This is a genomic window from Streptomyces sp. A5-4 (genome assembly GCF_051131715.1).
Lineage (GTDB): Bacteria > Actinomycetota > Actinomycetes > Streptomycetales > Streptomycetaceae > Streptomyces.
This window is the reverse complement of the sequence record NZ_CP178591.1, coordinates 5391704-5408132: the sequence shown is the minus strand read 5'-3', so window position 1 is coordinate 5408132 and position 16429 is coordinate 5391704. Positions and strand designations below refer to the sequence as shown.

Below are 16429 nucleotides of genomic sequence, written 5' to 3'. Positions count from 1 at the left end.
TCGCGAGGTCACCGACCCCGACCCCCGCGTCCTGCCCGTACACGGCTGAGCCGGCTGAGCTTCAGGCCCGGCGCAGTGAGGCCCGGCCCGTTTGGCGGGCCGGGCCGGTTCACCCTTGAGGGCAAGTGCTCAGCGCCACAGCTGGAACGCGCCGTCCTTGCACTCTTCCGCGGTCAGCCGCGAAACACTGTCGTCCAAGCATTTCCGCGTCTTCTTGTTGCCGAGACTGATGGCGCCCGTGCCGTCTCCCACAGCCAGCCACTTCTGATAGTCCTGGTCGTTGCAGGGGTGGGCGCGCAGCCCGTGGTGGCTGTCGTCGATACACGCGTTCGTGGCCACGTTGCGCAGAACGCTGTAGGCACCTACGTGCGAGACATTCCACTTCTGGAACTTCGTGCCGTCGCACCGCTCGGGGAGCAACCCCCTGCTGCTGTCGCCGATGCACCTTCCCGATCCCTGGTTCTTGAACGTCTGGATGGAATCGACGGCGGGAGGTGCGCCCTGCGCGATGCCCAGGGCGCTGAACATCCACAGAGCGGAAACCGCAATGCCTGTTCCGATGGTCTTGTAGATCGCGTTCATGGTCTTTCCCGTTCTTCAGCCGAAGCGACGCGTCGAGCGCCTGGGAAAAATCATGTCCGGTGACGCCGACGTATCGGTCACTCGGCAGTCACTTCCCGGTCTCCGCTTCCCGCTCTCCGCTCTCCGACCAGAACCGCTACCAGGGGATCTCGCGCACCTGCTGGAAGCACAGCACGATGAACAGCAGGCCGGCCGTCACCAGCATGCCGTTGCTGAGCCAGCCGTTGCGCCATTCCGCCGGGGTGCGGGACGAGTTGAGCAGCCAGACCAGGGTGAGCGCCAGGAACGGCATGAAGAACGCGCCCAGTACGCCGTACACCACGACCAGCCCGAACGGCTGGTCCAGCCAGAGCAGGGTCATCGGCGGGAACGTCAGCCACAGCAGATACGCGCGGAAGGGCTTCGAGCGCTCCTTGGCGCCCGTCGCGACCTCCTCGACCGTGCCCTCGTCGACGGGCGCGCCCCGGCGGTCGCGCTGGAAGCGCTCCACGAAGTCGGCGAACATCAGGCTCACGCCGTGCCACACGCCGATGAGGGACGAGAAGGACGTGGCGAAGAAGCCGATCAGGAAGAGCTTCGCGGTGAACGTGCCGTAGCGGTCCTCCAGGATGTTGCCGAGGTCGATCAGGCCCCTGTCGCCCTTGGTCAGGGCGAGGTGTGAGGAGTGGAGCAGCTCGGCGCCGACGATCAGCATCGCCACGACGAAAATGCCGGTCGTGATGTACGCGACGCGGTTGTCGAGGCGCATCACCTTCATCCAGGAGGAGTTGGTCCAGCCCTTCGCGTTCACCCAGTAGCCATAGGCCGCCATGGTGATCGTGCCGCCCACACCGCCGATCAGGCCCAGCGTGTAGAGCAGTGAGCCGTCGGGGAGCACCGGCAGCAGGCCCGCGAAGGACGCGCCGATGTCCGGGCTGACGCGGATCGCGACGTACACGACGACCACGAACATGATGCCGATCAGGACCGTCATGACCTTTTCGAAGACGGCGTACTGGTTGAACCAGACGAAGACCAGGCCGACCAGGCCCATGATGATCGCCCAGACCTTGAGGTCCGGCCCGTCCGGGAACAGCGCGACGATCGGCAGGGCAGACGACGACATGGCGGTGGCGCCGTAGATGAAGCCCCAGATGGTGACGTAGATGGCGAAGTAGACCGTCGTCCACTGGCCGAGGCTGCGCCAGCCCTCGAAGAGGGTGCGGCCGGTGGCCAGGTGCCAGCGGCCCGCGGCCTCGGCGAGCGAGATCTTGACGACGCAGCCAATTACCGCAGCCCACATCAGGGTGTAGCCGAATTTGCTGCCCGCGATCAGCGTCGCGACCAGGTCACCGGCGCCCACACCGGTCGCGGCGACGACGATGCCGGGCCCGATGTACTTCCAGCTGGACTTACGTGGCCGGGCGGTGAGCTCTCCCGTGCCGTTGTCCGTCGTATCTGCCATCTCTGGCGCCTCCCCGCTCGTCCCACTCGTCCCCGAAGGTGATCCAATTCACCAAAGCGGGGTGGGGGTGATCGCGCAAGAGGGTCAGCGGGTCGGGTTGCCGGGGGCGCCGCGGTTGTCGAGGTATTCGCCCAGGACGGGGGCTATCTCCTCGAACCACTCCTGGAGCATCCCGCGGCTCTTGGCGACCACCGCGCATTCGAGGAAACGGCCGTCGGTCAGCAGGACGCCCACCATCAGGATGTGGCCGCTGGTGCCCTGTTTGTAGTGGACGGTGGTGATGTCGTGCCAGGGGAACTCGGCGGTGTGGCCGTGCGACTCGAAGCAGACGCCCGCCTCGTCGATCACGATGCCGAAGCGCCGGTCCGCCGCGAGGAAGTCGGGCCCCGGGAACGGCCCTTGAGGCTGCTGCTGTTGGGGCGCGTACGGCTGCGGCGTGTACGGCGGTTGCTGCTACGGCGGCGCGGGAGCGTGCGGCTGCAGCTGCGCGTACGGCGTCGGGGCGAATGCCGGGGGCGGTGGGCCGAAGCCCTGTGGCACGTTCTGCGCGTGCTGCTGACCCTGCTGTTCCATGTCGGCCCCCTCGGCTCCCGCTTCCGCGCGCATGTCCGCGCGTCCGTATGGAGCGCCCCCGGGACGGACGGGTCCCGGGGGCGCTCGCACACATGGGATCGTAGAGCTAGATGACGAGGCTCAGTAGCGCGGCGACCACGAAGCCCGCCACCGACAGAACCGTCTCCAGGACCGTCCAGGACTTCAGGGTGTCGCGCTCCGAGATGCCGAAGTACTTCGCGACCATCCAGAAACCGCCGTCATTGACGTGCGAGGCGAAGATCGAGCCTGCCGAGATCGCCATGATGATCAGCGCGAGGTGTGCCTGCGAGAGGTCCTGGCCCTCGACCAGCGGGACCACGATGCCCGCGGTGGTGACGATCGCGACGGTCGCGGAGCCCTGCGCGACGCGCAGCACCACCGAGATGAGCCAGGCCAGCACGATGATCGGCAGGCCCACGTCGTTGAAGGTGTCGGCGAGGGCGTCCGCGATCCCGCTGCCCTTGAGGACGGCGCCGAAGACACCGCCGGCGCCGACGACCAGCAGGATGTTGCCGACCGGCTTGAGGGACGCGGTGGAGACCGTCTCCAGGGACTTGCGGGACCAGCCGCGCCGGATGCCCAGCAGGTAGTACGCCAGGAACAGCGCGATGGTCAGTGCCACGAAGGGGTGGCCGAAGAACTCGATGACCGAGCGGAGCGTCGAGGGGTCGAGCGCGATGGAGGAGAACGTCGCCAGCAGGATCAGGACCAGCGGGGTTCCGATGATCGACAAAACCGTGCCGAGTGCGACGGGCGTCTCGCGCGGGGTCACCCCCGCGGCGTGCTGCTCGGCGGCGACGGCGGCCTTGGCCTCCTCGGCGGCCTCCACCATGTCGTGCGGTACGTCGACGAAGATGCGCTTGCCGATCCACGCGGCGTACGCCCACGCGGCGAGGACCGCGGGGACACCGACGACGACGCCCATCAGGATGACCCAGCCGAGGTCGACCTTGAACAGTCCTGCGGCGGCGACCGGACCGGGGTGCGGCGGCAGGAAGGCGTGGGTCATCGACAGGCCGGCGAGCAGTGGCATCGCGTACAGCAGGATCGATTTTCCGGAGCGCTTCGCGGCGGCGTACACGATCGGCGCGAGGACGAAGATGCCGACGTCGAAGAAGACGGGGATACCGAAGACGACACCGGTGACGCCCATGGCGAGCGGGGCGCGCTTCTCACCGAAGAGGTTCAGCAGGCGGGTGCTCAGCACCTCGGCGCCGCCGGACACTTCGAGTATCGCGCCGAGCATCGTGCCGAGGCCGATGATGATCGCCACATGGCCGAGGATGCCGCCCATGCCGGACTCGATCATCGAGACGGCGGCGGACTTCTGGACCGTGCCGAAGAGCTCGGTGACCGACAGGCCCGCGGACAGGCCCACCACGATGGAGACCCCGAGCAGCGCCACGAACGGCTGGATCCTGACCTTGATGATCAGGACGAGCAGGAGCGCGATGCCGAGGGCGGCGACGGTCAGCAGACCGGCCGTGCCGGGGATCAGGGCGAGCAGGCCGCCGGTGTGCGGGGTCGGCGGTGGTACGGGTGGAGCGGCTGCGAGAAGCACGGGGGACTCCGTTGTTCGGTTCAGCGAGGGTTTTGAGGCAGGGGGGACCACGGCACGGCGCTTCGGGGGAAAGCACCGTGCCGTGAGTGGTGGGGAGGTGGTGCAAGATCAGCCGAGCACGGCCAGGGCGTCGATCTCGATGAGCAGCCCCTTGGGGAGGCCCACGTAGACGGTCGTACGGGCCGAGGCGGGCGCCTTGAGGCCCTGCTCCTCGAAGTACGCGTTGTAGATCGCGTTCATCTCGGCGAAGTGGTCGACGTCCGTGAGGTAGACGCGCATCATCATCACGTCGTCCCAGCTCGCGCCGCCCTCTTCGAGGATCGCCTTGACGTTGGCGAAGGTCTGGAGGGTCTGCTCGCGGAGGGTCGGGCCCGCGGGGGTGGGGGCCTGGCCCTCCACCGCGGGGAGGAAGCCGACCTGGCCGGCGACCTGGAGGATGTTGCCCTTGCGTACGCCGTGGGAGAACTTGGCGGGCGGGGCGGTGTGGGTGGACGGGGTGATCGCGGTCTTCTCGCTCATGCGCTTGCTTCCTTGGTGGGGCCTGTTTTTGCAGGGGTGTTGGCGGTTCCTGAGTACTCCCGGCTGATGGCGTCGGCGGTGCGGCGCACCAGTGGGAGGAGGGTGAGGAGTTCCTCGGCGGTGACGACGACATTCGGTGCGGACACCGACATGGCGGCGACGACCCGGCCGTCCGCACCGCGGATGGGGGCCCCGACGCAGTTGATGGACTCCTCGTGGCCGCCGAGGTCGGTGGCCCAGCCCTGTTCGCGTACGTTCGCCAGTTCCTTGAGGAAGGCTCCGGCGTTCGGCGTCGAACGGGACGTGTACATGGGGTAGTCGAGCTTCTCGGCGATGGCGCGCCGCTCGGGCTCGGTGAGGTCGGCGAGCAGCAGCTTGGCGACCGCGGCGACGGTGATCGCGACGGGCTTGCCGATCCGCGAGTACATCCGGACCGGGTAGCGGCTCTCGACCTTGTCGATGTAGAGGACCTCGTTCTCCTCGTACACCGCGAGGTGGACGGTGTGACCGCAGTCATTGTTGAGGGCGGTGAGGTGGGGGTGCGCGATCTCCCGTACGTCGAGGTTCTCGACGGCCTGCTGCGCGAGCGCGAAGAGGCGCGCGCCGAGGCGGTAGCGCTGGTCCTGCTGGCGGTAGACGAGTCCGTGCGCGTGGAGCGTACGGAGGAGTCTGAGCGCGGTGGACTTGTGCACGCCGAGGCGGTCGGCGACCTTGCCGAGGTCGGCGGGCCCCTCCGCGAGCAGCGGCAGGATGCTCAGCGCTCGGTCGACTGTCTGGCTCATGCGGTACGTACCTCCACCTGGTCCTCCCCTACCCCGTCCAGGATCCAGCCGGGGCCGAGTCGCAGTGTGCCCCAGGCGCGGGCATCCAGGGCGGCAAGGCGGTCGGCGTGGGCGCGGGCGGGCGGGGTGGCGAGATCGCCGGGGACCGTGAGGGCGGCGGCGGCCATGAGGTGACCGTGCCGGATGCGGGCGCGGTCGGGAAGACCGCGGAGGGTGGCGGAGAGGAACCCGGCGGCGAAGGCGTCGCCCGCGCCGACGGACGCGACGACGTCGACGGTGAGGGCGGGGACGAAGGTGACGCTCTCACCGGTGCCGCCCGCGCGGGCGTACACGGTGGCGCCGAGGCTGCCCTGCTTGATCACCAGCACCTCCGGCTCGGGCAGGGCGGCGCGGATGGCCGCCGGGCCGGTCAGGCCCCAGGCGGCCGCGGCCTCGTCCTCGCCGACGAAGACGAGGTCGGCGCCCCGGGCGAGGTCGAGCAGGACGCGGGGGTGGGGGCCCGTGGCGTCGTGCCAGAGGTTAGCGCGGTAGTTGACGTCGAAGGAGACGAGGGGCCGGCCGGGGGCGCGGGCGGTGAGCTCGCGCATGAGGGCGAGGCAGTCGGGCGAGAGGGCGGCGGTGATCCCGGACAGATGCAGGATCCGCCCGGACCACAGGTGCCGGTAGGGAATGCTCCCGGGCGCCATCGCGGAGGCGGCGGAGCCGGCCCGGTAGTAGACGACCTCGGAGAGGGGTTCTTCGACGGGCGGTTCCTGGGCGGGCGGTTCTTCGATCGGTGCCTCTTCGGCCGGTGCCTCTTCGGCCAGAGCTGGGGCAGCGGTGACCTGCTCGGCGGCGGCCGTCGGAGCTGTCGTCGGGTCCGCGGAGGATCCCGGCTGCGCCGGAGCCACTTCTGTCGGCCGTTCCCCCGCGGTGCGGAAGTAGATGCCCGTCGGGCGCAGGAGGTCGCGCTGGACCGCCGTCGTGTCCACGCCGTACGCCGCGATCGCGGCCACCAGGTGGTCGCCGAAACCGTCCGCGCCGACCCGGCCGAGCCACTTCGACGTATGACCGGAGGCGGCGAGGCCGCAGGCGACGTTGGACTCGGCTCCACCGATGCCCCGTACGAACGACGGCACGTCGGCGAGGCGCCCCGGTCTCGACGGCAGGAACGTGACCATGGACTCGCCAAGACACACGATGTCGACATCGACATCGACAGCGGCGTCCCTATCGACGTCGGCCTCGACAGCGGCATCAATGTCGGTATCGGCATCGGAAGCGATGTCGGAATCGACGGATCCGGGCACGGGCGCGGTCACGATCGCTCAAGCTCCTCACTGGTCGGTCGCCGGTCACCATTGACCGGGCGTTGGCTCGGATGTTAGACAGCGGTAAGCGAAATGCGCAATGGGTGTTGCAGAGAGTGCAACGCGATCTTCTGAGGAGGCCCCATGGCTGCCGAGACCGACTCCGACACCGCAGACGCGGTCGGATCACTCGCCCTGGAAACGGTGGACCACCGCTTCAAGGCACTCCCGCCCGACGCCGCGGGCCTGACCGTCGGCGCGCTGGCGGCCGAGCACCGGAGCTTGTTCACTGGCGGCTTCACCACCCCCGTGCTGGCCCTCTCCGCCGAGTCCCTGGACCACAACCTCGCGCTCCTGGAGACCTACGCGCAGCGGCACGGCCTCGCCTTCGCCCCCCATGGCAAGACCTCCATGGCGCCGCAGCTCTTCGCGCGCCAACTGGCCCGCGGCGCCTGGGGAATCACCGCCGCCATGCCGCACCAGGCCCGCGTGTACCGCGCGTACGGCATCCAGCGGATCTTCCTCGCCAACGAGGTCGTCGACGCGCCCGCCCTGCGCTGGATCGCCGCCGAGCTCGACGCCGACCCCGACTTCCGCTTCGTCTGTTACGTCGACTCCCCGCGCGGCGTCGAGCTGATGGACGAGGCCCTGCGCGGCGTCTCGCGACCGCTGGACGTCGTCGTGGAGCTCGCCGCCGGCGAGGGGGCCCGTACCGGCGCCCGTACCGAGACCGAGTGCGCGGCGATCGCCGACGCCGTCGCCGCCACCGCGACCCTGCGACTGGTCGGCGTCGCGGGCTACGAGGGCGAGGTCCCGCAGGCCGACGACGAGCGGGTGCACGCCTGGCTGCGCCGACTCGTCGCGCTGGCCGCGGAGTTCGACAAGGCGGGCCGGTTCGCATCGACCGGCCTCGACGAGATCGTGATCAGCGCGGGCGGCAGCGCGTGGTTCGACGCGGTGGCGGACGTCTTCGCCGAGATCCCCGCCCTGTCCCTTCCCGTGCTGAAGCTGCTGCGCTCCGGCGCGTACGTCTCCCACGACGACGGCCACTACCGCCATCTGACCCCGTTCAACCGGATCCCCGAGGAGGGCGCGCTGCAGCCCGCCTTCCGCCTCTGGGCGCAGGTCGTGTCGCGACCGTCGCCGACCCAGGCGTTCATCAACGCGGGCAAGCGCGACGCCGCGTACGACCTCGATCTCCCCGAGGCCCAGGTCGTACGCTCCGCACGCGACGGCTCGATCCGCCCGGCCACCGGCATCAAGGTCACCGGCCTCTCCGACCAGCACGGCTGGCTCACCACCGAGGAGGGCGGCGGGGGCGCGGACCTGGAGGTGGGCGACTGGGTCGGCATGGGGCTTTCCCATCCCTGCACGTCATTCGACAAGTGGCAGCTGATCCCCCTCGTCCAGGGCGACGGCACCGTCGTCGACTACGTCCGCACCTTCTTCTAAGAGCCCGGGAGCAGCAGCCATGGACCTCGTCCTTCGCGACGTACGCGTCATAGACGGCACCGGTGGCGCCTCCTACCGGGCCGACGTGGGCGTCACCGACGGCCGCGTCGCCGAGATCCGCCGTGCGGCGGACTCCGGAGCCGGCCCACGCCTGAGCGCCGCGCGCACGGTGGAGGGGGACGGCCTGGCGCTGGCCCCCGGCTTCATCGACATGCACGCGCACAGCGACCTCGCGCTGCTGCGCGACCCCGACCACTCGGCCAAGGCCGCGCAGGGAGTGACCCTCGAAGTCCTGGGCCAGGACGGGCTTTCGTACGCGCCGGTGGACGAGCGCACGCTCGCCGAGGTCCGCAGGTCGATCACCGGCTGGAACGGTGACGGCTCGGACATCGACTTCGACTGGCGCACGGTCGGCGGCTACCTGGATCGCCTCGACCGCAACTTCGGCGGTCAGGGCATCGCGGTCAACGCGGCGTACCTCATCCCGCAGGGCACGCTCCGGATGTACGCCATGGGCTGGGACGACCGCCCCGCGACCCCGGCCGAGATCGACCACATGAGGCAACTCGTCGCCGAGGGCATGGAGGAGGGCGCGGTCGGCATGTCGTCGGGGCTCACCTACACGCCCGGCATGTACGCCGACGACGCCGAACTCACCGAGCTGTGCCGGGTGGTTGCGCGGTACGACGGTTACTACTGCCCGCACCACCGCTCGTACGGCGCGGGCGCGCTCCAGGCGTACGAGGAGATGGTGACGCTCACCCGGTCCGCCGGCTGCGCGCTCCACCTCGCCCACGCCACGATGAACTTCGGCGTGAACAAGGGCAAGGCACCGGATCTCCTCACCCTGCTGGACCGTGCGCTGGCCGACGGCGCGGACATCAGCCTCGACACGTACCCCTACACACCGGGCTGTACGACGCTCGTCGCGATGCTGCCGAGCTGGGCGACGGAGGGCGGCCCCGAGCCGACCCTGGACCGCCTGCGGGACGACTCGACGGCCGAGAGGATCCGTCATGTCATGGAGGAGGTCGGCGCCGACGGCTGCCACGGCGTCCCCATCGAGTGGGACACCATCGAGATCTCGGGCGTCTCGGACCCCGGCCTGGCGAGCTGTGTGGGCAAGACGATCGCCGAGTCGGCGGCCCAGCGCGGCGAGGCACCCTGGGTCACCGCCCGCCGGCTGCTCATCAACGACAACCTCGGCTCGACGATCCTCCAGCACGTGGGCCACGAGGAGAACGTCCAGCAGATCATGCGCCACCGGGTCCACACCGGCGGCAGCGACGGCATCCTCCAGGGCTACAAGCCGCACCCGCGCGCGTACGGCACGTTCCCCCAGTACCTGGGCCGCTACGCCCGTGAGCTGAACATCCTCGGCCTGGAGGAGACGGTCGCCCACCTGACCTCCCGCCCGGCGGCCCGCCTGCGCCTGGCCGACCGCGGCCTGGTCCGCGAGGGCTACCGCGCCGACCTGGTCCTCTTCGACCCGGAGACGGTCGCGGCAGGCTCCACCTTCGCGGCGCCGCGCACGCTTCCGGTGGGTATCCCGCACGTCCTGATCGACGGCAAATTCGTGATGGAGGACGGCAGGCGCACGGACGTCCTGGCGGGGCGGGCGATTCGGCGTACGACGTGAACCGCGGTCCTGCGAGGCGGACTTCGCCGCGCCCCTACAGGTCGAGCACCGCCCGCAGGGCCTGGCTGACGCGTGCCATGGGCGCCGGGCCGACCGCGCCGAGCAGTCGCGCGCCGCGGAAGCGGGCCGTCCGCAGCTGCTGGACGTTGACCGCGACGGCGGTGCACGGCAACGGGTCCTCGATCACCACGGACATCGCGGTGTCCGGGAATCGGCCCGAGGGGTGCAGCACGATGGCGAGCACCGCGCCGTAGGGCTGTTCCAGGCCGTCCAGCGAGATGACAAGCACGTTCCGCCCGTCGCGGAGCGTCCAGATGTCACCGCGCTTCACAGTGTGTCGCCCTCGCCACACAGCTCGTCGCCGAGTCCGAGCGCGGCCAGTTGCTGGGCCGCGTCGAGGACGGCCTGTCGCCGTGCGGCGCGCACGATGTAGGCGTTGAGGGAGAGACCGGCCGCCTCCGCCCCGGCGCGGATCGCCGGGGCGAGGTCGTCGGGGATCCGGAGCGTCATCACAGTCATGCGGTCACTTTAGGAACCGCGAAGTGGTCGCACACTCCGGTGGCGGCGAACGGTGTCCCAATCGGTATCCGCCTCCCTCCGGTGGCCTCCCGGGAAAATGGTCGGAAGAATTTCCGGGAGCTGTCGATCCGGGGCTCTCCCGTTCGACGTAAGGGTGAGAGGCAGGGAAAACCCCCGCCCCTGCGGGACCAGAAGTCCCCGCCGCCCCGACCGAGGAGTCACCGTGCCGCGCTTCCTGACGCTGATCCGCATCGACGAGAACATGGCGCCCGAGGGCCCCAGCCCCGAGCTGGAGGAGCGCATGGGTGTGCTCCTCGAAGAGATGACGAAGGCCGGGGTCTTGCTGGACACGGCCGGGCTCGCGCCGACCGCCGAGGCCACCAGGCTCACCTGGTCCGGCGGCAGCACCAGCTACACCGACGGTCCCTTCGCCGAGAGCAAGGAAGTCATCGGGGGCTACTTCCTCATCCAGGCCAAGGACAAGGCCGAGGCGATCGAGTGGACCAGGCGGTTCGTGGAGATGCACCCGGCGGAGTGGAGCTTCACGGTCGAGGTCCGCGAGATCGCCGGCGGCTGACCGCACGGCACCGGAAGCCGGCGGGACTCCGCTTGCCCCGCCCCCGCGCGGCTGCTCTGATGAGTGACCGTGACGGCAACAAGCGCGACCCGTACGGTCGAAGCGGTGTTCAGGATCGAATCCGCGCGGATCATCGCGGGGGTCACCCGCATCGTGCGGGACGTCGGCATCGCCGAGGAGCTCGCGCAGGACGCTCTGGTCGCCGCGTTGGAGCAGTGGCCCGAGTCAGGTGTTCCGAACAAGCCGGGCGCCTGGCTCATGGCCACCGCCAAGCATCGCGCGATCGATCTGGTACGCCGCAAGGAGACGTACGCGCGCAAGCTGGCGGAGGTCGGGCGGACCCTGGAGGACGTGCCGCCGCCCGAGCCGACGGAACCGGACGACATCGACGACGATCTGCTGCGGCTGATCTTCACCGCGTGCCATCCCGTGCTGTCGACGGAGGCCAGGATCGCGCTCACCCTGCGGCTGCTGGGCGGGCTCACGACGGAGGAGATCGCCCGCGCGTTCCTGGCGCCGGAGCCGACGGTCGCCCAGCGCGTCGTCCGCGCGAAGCGGACGCTCGCGAAGGCCGGGATCCCCTTCGAGGTCCCGTACGGAGCCGACCGCGCGGCCCGCGTCTCGTCGGTCCTCGAAGTCATCTACCTGATCTTCAACGAGGGTTACTCCGCCACGGCCGGCGACGACCTGGTGCGCCCGGCGATGTGCGAGGACGCGTTGCGCCTGGCCCGCGTGCTGACGGCCCTGATGCCCGAGGAGCCGGAAGCGCACGGCCTGGCCGCGCTGCTGGAGTTCCAGGCCTCCCGTATCGCGGCCCGCACCACCCCCGACGGCCGGCCGGTGCTGCTCGCCGACCAGAACCGCGCCAGGTGGAACCGCATGTTCATCCGCCGCGGCATCGAGGCCCTGCACCGCGCGGGCCTCGGCCCGTACGCCGTCCAGGCCGCGATCGCCGCGTGCCACGCGCGGGCGGTCCGCTACGAGGACACGGACTGGACGACCATCGCCACCCTGTACGGGCGCCTGATGGCGCTGACCCCGTCGCCGGTGGTGGAGCTGAACCGCGCGGTGGCCGTCTCGATGGCGGACGGGCCGGAGGCGGGCCTGAAGCTGGTGGACGCCCTGGCGGCCGAACCGGCCCTGAAGGGCTACCACTTGCTGCCCAGCGTCCGGGGACACCTGCTGGAGCGCCTGGGTCGCGGGGCCCAGGCGCGAACGGAATTCGAGAGGGCGGCGGAGCTGACCCGCAACGCGCGCGAGAAGGAGCTGCTGCTGGAGAGGGCGGCGGCGGGCACCTAGACCGGGGCGGGTCGCGGATCGGGACGGCAGTGCGGAACGAGCGGTACCGGGTGCGCCCCCGCCCGCCGGAGTGGACGATGGCCACACGGCCTGCCACTCCCCTCCCCTCTCCCTGGAGCCACACCATGGAATGGACCCTCGAAGTCATCACCGTCCCCGTCTCGGACGTCGACCGCGCCAAGGCCTTCTACGCCGACCAGGTCGGCTTCAAGGTGGACCTGGACACCGAGGTCGCCCCCGGCATCCGGATCGTCCAGCTCACCCCGCCCGGCTCCCGCTGTTCGGTCGCCCTGATCACCGGCATGCCCACGCCCCCGGGCGCCCCGGAGCCCGCCGCCCCCGGCTCCCTGCGCGGCGCGCAGCTCTGTGTCACGGACATCGAGGCGGCCCGCGCCGAGCTGGTCTCCCGGGGGGTCGACGTCTCCCCCGTGCTGCACGTGGGTCCCCAGGGGTGGGCCGAGGGCCGCAGCGAGACCGAGTGGAACAGCTTCATGCACTTCACCGACCCCGACGGCAACTCGTGGAACGTCCAGGAGGCCCCGGCTCCCCTCTCCGAGCGGTAGGAGCGGCAAGAGGCGGCAGCAGGGGCGGCGCGCGGGGACGGTTGCGCGGGGGACGGTTGCGCGCGCGAGACGCCACCCCGGAGCGTACGTCCCCGGGGTGGCGGCGGTGCGGTGCGGGTCGCTACTCGGGGAGCCGGTCCAGGATCCAGCCGCCCAGTTCGGCGGTCATCTGCGAGTGCGTCGTGTTCGTGGTCGAGCACCTGAACTCGTCGAGATCGCTCGCCTGCGGTGCGATCGGAGCGCCTGGAGCGAGACGGGGATCCACGCGCCCCGGTGCGGGCTGTCGTAGCTGAAGCGTGTAGCGGGTGATGATGCCGCCCATGCTGAAACCGCCGACGGTCAGCGGGGCGTCGCCGACCCGCTCACCGATGGCCCGCTGGACGCATTCCTGCGCCACCCCGGCGTTGTCCAGGAGCGACGCGGAGCGCTCCAGGTAGCCGAGCAGGATCAGGCCGTAGCCGCGCCGCGAGAGCTCGGTCGCGAACGCGTAGCCCTTGTTCTCCAGACCGTCCCAGAACTCGTCCATGTTCGAGGGACCCGAGTTGAACCCGTCCGAGATGATCACCGGCTTCGTCAGCCGGTCGTGCCCCTCCGCGTAGTGGACCCGGGCCATGCCGCCCTGACGGGTGCGTTCGGCCGGGAAGATCCACTCGGCGTCCGGGGTGGGTGCCGCCGGCACCTCCTGCCTCGCTGGTTACGGCTTCGGGAGCGTGCAACCCGGACGGCTGAGGTCGATCTTGTTCCCGGCGCCCACGCACGGAACGATGGTGTACGTCTGCTGGGCGTAGTTGATGCCCTTGCGCACGGTCACCTTGCCGGTCTCGTCGACCTCGCAGGGGTTGTTGTCCGTGCAGCGACCGCCGCTCTCGTTACCGGTGTTGTTGACGGCGACGACCTTGCCGGTGGCGTTGTCGATCACCGGCGAGCCGGACGTGCCGCCGATGGTCTTGCAGGCCGGGGTGTAGCGGACCGAGTCCTTCCAGGTCCAGGAGCCTTCCTTGATCCGGTACACGAAGCCGTCAACCGCGCAGCTGTACGTCCGCTTCCAGTAGCCGGAGACGACCGTGATGGCGCTGCCCTGCGCCGGGCGGGTCGCGCTGAGCTCCAGCGCCTTGATCCGGTAGGTGCTCTCGATCTGGGCGTAGGTGCTGGTCAATTGGTAGAGCGAGGCGTCGGTGTCCGTCATCGTGCCGTACGCGATCTTGCTTGCTCTGAGCGTCCCGGCGTTGCCGCCCGAGGCGTTCAGCAGGGTGAAGCTGCGGGTCGACGGCTTGTCGACGACGACCTGGCCGGGGGCGGGGAAGCCGCTCTCCAGACAGTGTCCGTTGGACAGCACCAGGGCGGGATCGGTCGGCTTCGAGGCAGCCACCCGGACGACCGAGCCCGAACAGTTGCTGAGTGCCACTGTTCCGGCGAAGTCGACCGCCTTGACGGCGGGTTGGGGCTTGACGACGGGTTGGGGTGCGGGCCGGTGGAGAGTCTCTGCGGCTGCGGGCGCCGCGCCTGCTCCGAGAAGCAGGACAGCGAAGAGCGCACCGACGAGAGGCTTCTTCATGTGGGGGGTCCCCTCTGTGTGACCTTGTGACCTGTGGGACCGAAGTGGCCTTCGGTTTGTCATGCGCATTGTTGGGTGATTACGGTCGCCGGACAAGACCGCATGCTGAGACGGCGCGATATATCCATCCGGCTTGGAGGGGAGTTGGCCGTGACGCGGGCGCGGCCCGGCCCGGCAGCCGGTCGCACCGCACGCCTTCGCCCCGGCCCACCTCCGGCTACCTGACCGTGTCCTGCGCCCACGCCCGTGCCTGCGCGACGCCGGCGACGTACGAGAACAGCTCGTCGCCGTCCCGGTAGACCTCCGCCCGGAGCTCGGCGGCCCGCGCCTGCCCGTTCGGGGTGATCCGGGAGGCGCAGAAGGCGGCCGGGCGGCTGTAGCTGCCCGTGCTGCGCCGGCGCGCGAGCAGGTCGAACCCCGCGGTGCGGTCCGTACCGCCCTGGATGTCGGAGATCACCAGGCCGATGTCGGTAATGCCGAGCGCGCGCTCCGCCCGCTCCCGCGCCGCGAGCCGGCGGGCGGTGGGGCCCGTGTCGAGCAGATCGCCGTTCGGGACGTCGACCGGCTCGTCACTGAGCAACGCGAACGGCTGCTCACCCGTCTGCCGCCCCGTCAGCTCCCCCGCCACGTCCTCCGTCATGACGGACAGTCTCGTGCGGCGACCGGTGGCCGGTCCAGCAGATGTCCGTCCCGGCGCGGCGCCGTAACCTTTCGCCTGATCTCCACACCCCCGCGACGTGGCCAAAAACACGGAGCGGGCCTCGTTACGCGCCCGTAAGGTGGCCGTCATGCAGGTGATCCAGTCGACGAAGCTCGCAAACGTCTGTTACGAAATCCGCGGCCCCGTGCTTGAGGAGGCGATGCGGCTCGAAGCGGCGGGTCACCGCATCCTCAAGCTCAACACCGGTAATCCGGCGGCCTTCGGATTCGAGTGCCCGCCCGAGATTCTGGAGGACATCCTCCGCAATCTGTCCAGCGCGCACGGGTACGGCGACGCGAAGGGGCTGCTGGCCGCGCGGCGCGCGGTGATGCAGCACTACCAGACCAAGGGGATCAACCTCGACGTCGAGGACATCTACCTCGGCAACGGCGTCTCCGAGCTGATCCAGATGTCGATGCAGGCACTGCTCGACGACGGCGACGAGGTGCTCGTGCCGGCGCCGGACTATCCGCTGTGGACCGCGTCGGTCTCCCTGGCGGGCGGCACCGCCGTGCACTACCGGTGCGACGAGCAGGCCGACTGGATGCCGGACCTCGCCGACATCGAGCGCAAGATCACCGACCGCACCAAGGCGATCGTCATCATCAACCCGAACAATCCGACGGGCGCGGTGTACGACGACGAGATGCTGCGCTCTCTCACCGAGATCGCCCGTCGGCACAATCTGATCGTCTGCTCCGACGAGATCTACGACCGGATCCTCTACGACGGCGCGACGCACACCCCGACCGCCGCCATCGCGCCCGATCTCCTGACCCTGACCTTCAACGGGCTCTCGAAGAACTACCGCGTGGCGGGCTTCCGCAGCGGCTGGCTGGCGGTCTGCGGGCCGAAGGCGCACGCGTCCTCGTACATCGAGGGGCTGACGATCCTCGCCAATATGCGGCTGTGCGCCAACATGCCCTCGCAGCACGCGGTGGCCACGGCGCTCGGCGGCCGGCAGTCGATCGACGACCTGGTGCTGCCGGGCGGCCGGATCCTGGAGCAGCGGAACACGGCGTACGAGCTGCTCACCCAGATCCCGGGGGTGACGTGCGTGAAGCCCAAGGGCGCGCTGTACCTCTTCCCGCGCCTGGACCCCAAGGTCTACAAGATCAAGGACGACCGGGAGATGGTCCTCGACCTGCTGCGGGCCGAGAAGATCATGGTGGTGCACGGTACGGGCTTCAACTGGCCCGAGCCTGATCACTTCCGGATCGTGACGCTGCCCGCGGCCGAGGATCTGGCGGACGCGGTGACCAGGATCGGCACCTTCCTGGACGGCTACGGCCAGCCGTAACCGGCCCTGGCCCGGTCACTCAACCGGCCGTGGCCATGTGCGGTACCAGCCGCG

General features: G+C 70.0%; 18 protein-coding genes. 6 read left to right on the top strand and 12 right to left on the bottom strand.

Annotated elements, in window-relative coordinates; all coding sequences use genetic code 11:
• Nucleotides 1-129: 129 nt before the first annotated feature.
• From ACLLJJ_RS25320 to ACLLJJ_RS25290, 7 genes are all read right to left on the bottom strand, one after another.
• On the bottom strand, nucleotides 130-582 hold the full coding sequence (locus tag ACLLJJ_RS25320) for an RICIN domain-containing protein (RefSeq protein ID WP_434595680.1): 453 nt from the start codon (nucleotides 580-582) through the stop codon (nucleotides 130-132).
• Between the two features lie 136 nt (nucleotides 583-718).
• Nucleotides 719-2026 carry an Nramp family divalent metal transporter gene (locus ACLLJJ_RS25315; protein ID WP_434595678.1) on the bottom strand — a complete coding sequence of 436 codons (1308 nt, stop codon included), beginning with the start codon at nucleotides 2024-2026 and terminating at the stop codon, nucleotides 719-721.
• 84 nt (nucleotides 2027-2110) lie between these two features.
• Nucleotides 2111-2374, bottom strand: a complete 264-nt coding sequence (locus ACLLJJ_RS25310; RefSeq protein WP_434595677.1) for a hypothetical protein — start codon at nucleotides 2372-2374, stop codon at nucleotides 2111-2113.
• 331 nt (nucleotides 2375-2705) lie between these two features.
• The gene (locus ACLLJJ_RS25305) at nucleotides 2706-4181 is read right to left on the bottom strand and encodes a GntP family permease (RefSeq protein ID WP_434595675.1); all 1476 of its coding nucleotides are present in this window, start codon (nucleotides 4179-4181) and stop codon (nucleotides 2706-2708) included.
• 108 nt (nucleotides 4182-4289) lie between these two features.
• Nucleotides 4290-4700 (bottom strand): RidA family protein, encoded by a 411-nt coding sequence (locus ACLLJJ_RS25300; protein ID WP_283520976.1) that lies wholly within the window; start codon nucleotides 4698-4700, stop codon nucleotides 4290-4292.
• Entirely contained in the window at nucleotides 4697-5482 is a 786-nt protein-coding gene (locus tag ACLLJJ_RS25295; protein ID WP_434595673.1) for an IclR family transcriptional regulator, read from the bottom strand. Before ACLLJJ_RS25295 ends, ACLLJJ_RS25300 begins: the two co-directional genes overlap by 4 nt.
• Nucleotides 5479-6723, bottom strand: coding sequence for a sugar kinase (locus ACLLJJ_RS25290; protein WP_434600516.1), 1245 nt, complete (start codon nucleotides 6721-6723; stop codon nucleotides 5479-5481). Before ACLLJJ_RS25290 ends, ACLLJJ_RS25295 begins: the two co-directional genes overlap by 4 nt.
• 192 nt (nucleotides 6724-6915) lie before the next feature.
• Here ACLLJJ_RS25290 and ACLLJJ_RS25285 point away from each other — a divergent pair, with 192 nt between their 5' ends.
• The gene (locus tag ACLLJJ_RS25285; protein ID WP_434595671.1) at nucleotides 6916-8223 is read left to right on the top strand and encodes an amino acid deaminase; all 1308 of its coding nucleotides are present in this window, start codon (nucleotides 6916-6918) and stop codon (nucleotides 8221-8223) included.
• A gap of 19 nt (nucleotides 8224-8242) precedes the next feature.
• Nucleotides 8243-9862 carry an N-acyl-D-amino-acid deacylase family protein gene (locus ACLLJJ_RS25280; protein ID WP_434595669.1) on the top strand — a complete coding sequence of 540 codons (1620 nt, stop codon included), beginning with the start codon at nucleotides 8243-8245 and terminating at the stop codon, nucleotides 9860-9862.
• A 34-nt stretch (nucleotides 9863-9896) separates the two neighbouring features.
• Here ACLLJJ_RS25280 and ACLLJJ_RS25275 read toward each other — a convergent pair whose 3' ends face one another.
• On the bottom strand, nucleotides 9897-10193 hold the full coding sequence (locus ACLLJJ_RS25275; RefSeq protein WP_434595667.1) for a hypothetical protein: 297 nt from the start codon (nucleotides 10191-10193) through the stop codon (nucleotides 9897-9899).
• Nucleotides 10190-10381 carry a toxin-antitoxin system HicB family antitoxin gene (locus ACLLJJ_RS25270; protein ID WP_434595665.1) on the bottom strand — a complete coding sequence of 64 codons (192 nt, stop codon included), beginning with the start codon at nucleotides 10379-10381 and terminating at the stop codon, nucleotides 10190-10192. The genes ACLLJJ_RS25275 and ACLLJJ_RS25270 overlap by 4 nt, the downstream gene beginning before the upstream one ends.
• A 223-nt stretch (nucleotides 10382-10604) precedes the next feature.
• Here ACLLJJ_RS25270 and ACLLJJ_RS25265 point away from each other — a divergent pair, with 223 nt between their 5' ends.
• From ACLLJJ_RS25265 to ACLLJJ_RS25255, 3 genes are all read left to right on the top strand, one after another.
• Nucleotides 10605-10958, top strand: a complete 354-nt coding sequence (locus tag ACLLJJ_RS25265) for a YciI family protein (protein ID WP_434595663.1) — start codon at nucleotides 10605-10607, stop codon at nucleotides 10956-10958.
• Nucleotides 10959-11021: 63 nt separating this feature from the next.
• Nucleotides 11022-12257, top strand: coding sequence for an RNA polymerase sigma factor (locus ACLLJJ_RS25260; protein ID WP_434595661.1), 1236 nt, complete (start codon nucleotides 11022-11024; stop codon nucleotides 12255-12257).
• A gap of 125 nt (nucleotides 12258-12382) precedes the next feature.
• On the top strand, nucleotides 12383-12820 hold the full coding sequence (locus ACLLJJ_RS25255; RefSeq protein WP_434595659.1) for a VOC family protein: 438 nt from the start codon (nucleotides 12383-12385) through the stop codon (nucleotides 12818-12820).
• A gap of 121 nt (nucleotides 12821-12941) precedes the next feature.
• Here the strand turns inward: ACLLJJ_RS25255 and ACLLJJ_RS25250 are convergent, their stop codons facing one another.
• The 3 genes from ACLLJJ_RS25250 to ACLLJJ_RS25240 form a co-directional block, all read right to left on the bottom strand.
• On the bottom strand, nucleotides 12942-13499 hold the full coding sequence (locus tag ACLLJJ_RS25250) for a hypothetical protein (RefSeq protein ID WP_434595657.1): 558 nt from the start codon (nucleotides 13497-13499) through the stop codon (nucleotides 12942-12944).
• A gap of 15 nt (nucleotides 13500-13514) precedes the next feature.
• Nucleotides 13515-14375 (bottom strand): S1 family peptidase, encoded by an 861-nt coding sequence (locus ACLLJJ_RS25245; protein WP_434595656.1) that lies wholly within the window; start codon nucleotides 14373-14375, stop codon nucleotides 13515-13517.
• A gap of 217 nt (nucleotides 14376-14592) precedes the next feature.
• Complete coding sequence (locus ACLLJJ_RS25240; RefSeq protein ID WP_434595655.1) at nucleotides 14593-15015, bottom strand: hypothetical protein; 423 nt, start codon at nucleotides 15013-15015, stop codon at nucleotides 14593-14595.
• A gap of 148 nt (nucleotides 15016-15163) precedes the next feature.
• Between ACLLJJ_RS25240 and ACLLJJ_RS25235 the strand changes: the two genes are divergently transcribed.
• Nucleotides 15164-16375 carry a pyridoxal phosphate-dependent aminotransferase gene (locus ACLLJJ_RS25235; RefSeq protein WP_434595653.1) on the top strand — a complete coding sequence of 404 codons (1212 nt, stop codon included), beginning with the start codon at nucleotides 15164-15166 and terminating at the stop codon, nucleotides 16373-16375.
• Nucleotides 16376-16429: the final 54 nt, after the last annotated feature.

What these genes read in the sequence shown, in the direction of transcription:
- ACLLJJ_RS25320 (WP_434595680.1), bottom strand. Translation starts at nt 582, where the DNA reads ATGAACGCGATCTACAAGACCATCGGAACAGGCATTGCGGTTTCCGCT.
- ACLLJJ_RS25315 (WP_434595678.1), bottom strand. Translation starts at nt 2,026, where the DNA reads ATGGCAGATACGACGGACAACGGCACGGGAGAGCTCACCGCCCGGCCA.
- ACLLJJ_RS25300 (WP_283520976.1), bottom strand. Translation starts at nt 4,700, where the DNA reads ATGAGCGAGAAGACCGCGATCACCCCGTCCACCCACACCGCCCCGCCC.
- ACLLJJ_RS25295 (WP_434595673.1), bottom strand. Translation starts at nt 5,482, where the DNA reads ATGAGCCAGACAGTCGACCGAGCGCTGAGCATCCTGCCGCTGCTCGCG.
- ACLLJJ_RS25285 (WP_434595671.1), top strand. Translation starts at nt 6,916, where the DNA reads ATGGCTGCCGAGACCGACTCCGACACCGCAGACGCGGTCGGATCACTC.
- ACLLJJ_RS25280 (WP_434595669.1), top strand. Translation starts at nt 8,243, where the DNA reads ATGGACCTCGTCCTTCGCGACGTACGCGTCATAGACGGCACCGGTGGC.
- ACLLJJ_RS25270 (WP_434595665.1), bottom strand. Translation starts at nt 10,381, where the DNA reads ATGACTGTGATGACGCTCCGGATCCCCGACGACCTCGCCCCGGCGATC.
- ACLLJJ_RS25255 (WP_434595659.1), top strand. Translation starts at nt 12,383, where the DNA reads ATGGAATGGACCCTCGAAGTCATCACCGTCCCCGTCTCGGACGTCGAC.
- ACLLJJ_RS25245 (WP_434595656.1), bottom strand. Translation starts at nt 14,375, where the DNA reads ATGAAGAAGCCTCTCGTCGGTGCGCTCTTCGCTGTCCTGCTTCTCGGA.
- ACLLJJ_RS25240 (WP_434595655.1), bottom strand. Translation starts at nt 15,015, where the DNA reads ATGACGGAGGACGTGGCGGGGGAGCTGACGGGGCGGCAGACGGGTGAG.
- ACLLJJ_RS25235 (WP_434595653.1), top strand. Translation starts at nt 15,164, where the DNA reads ATGCAGGTGATCCAGTCGACGAAGCTCGCAAACGTCTGTTACGAAATC.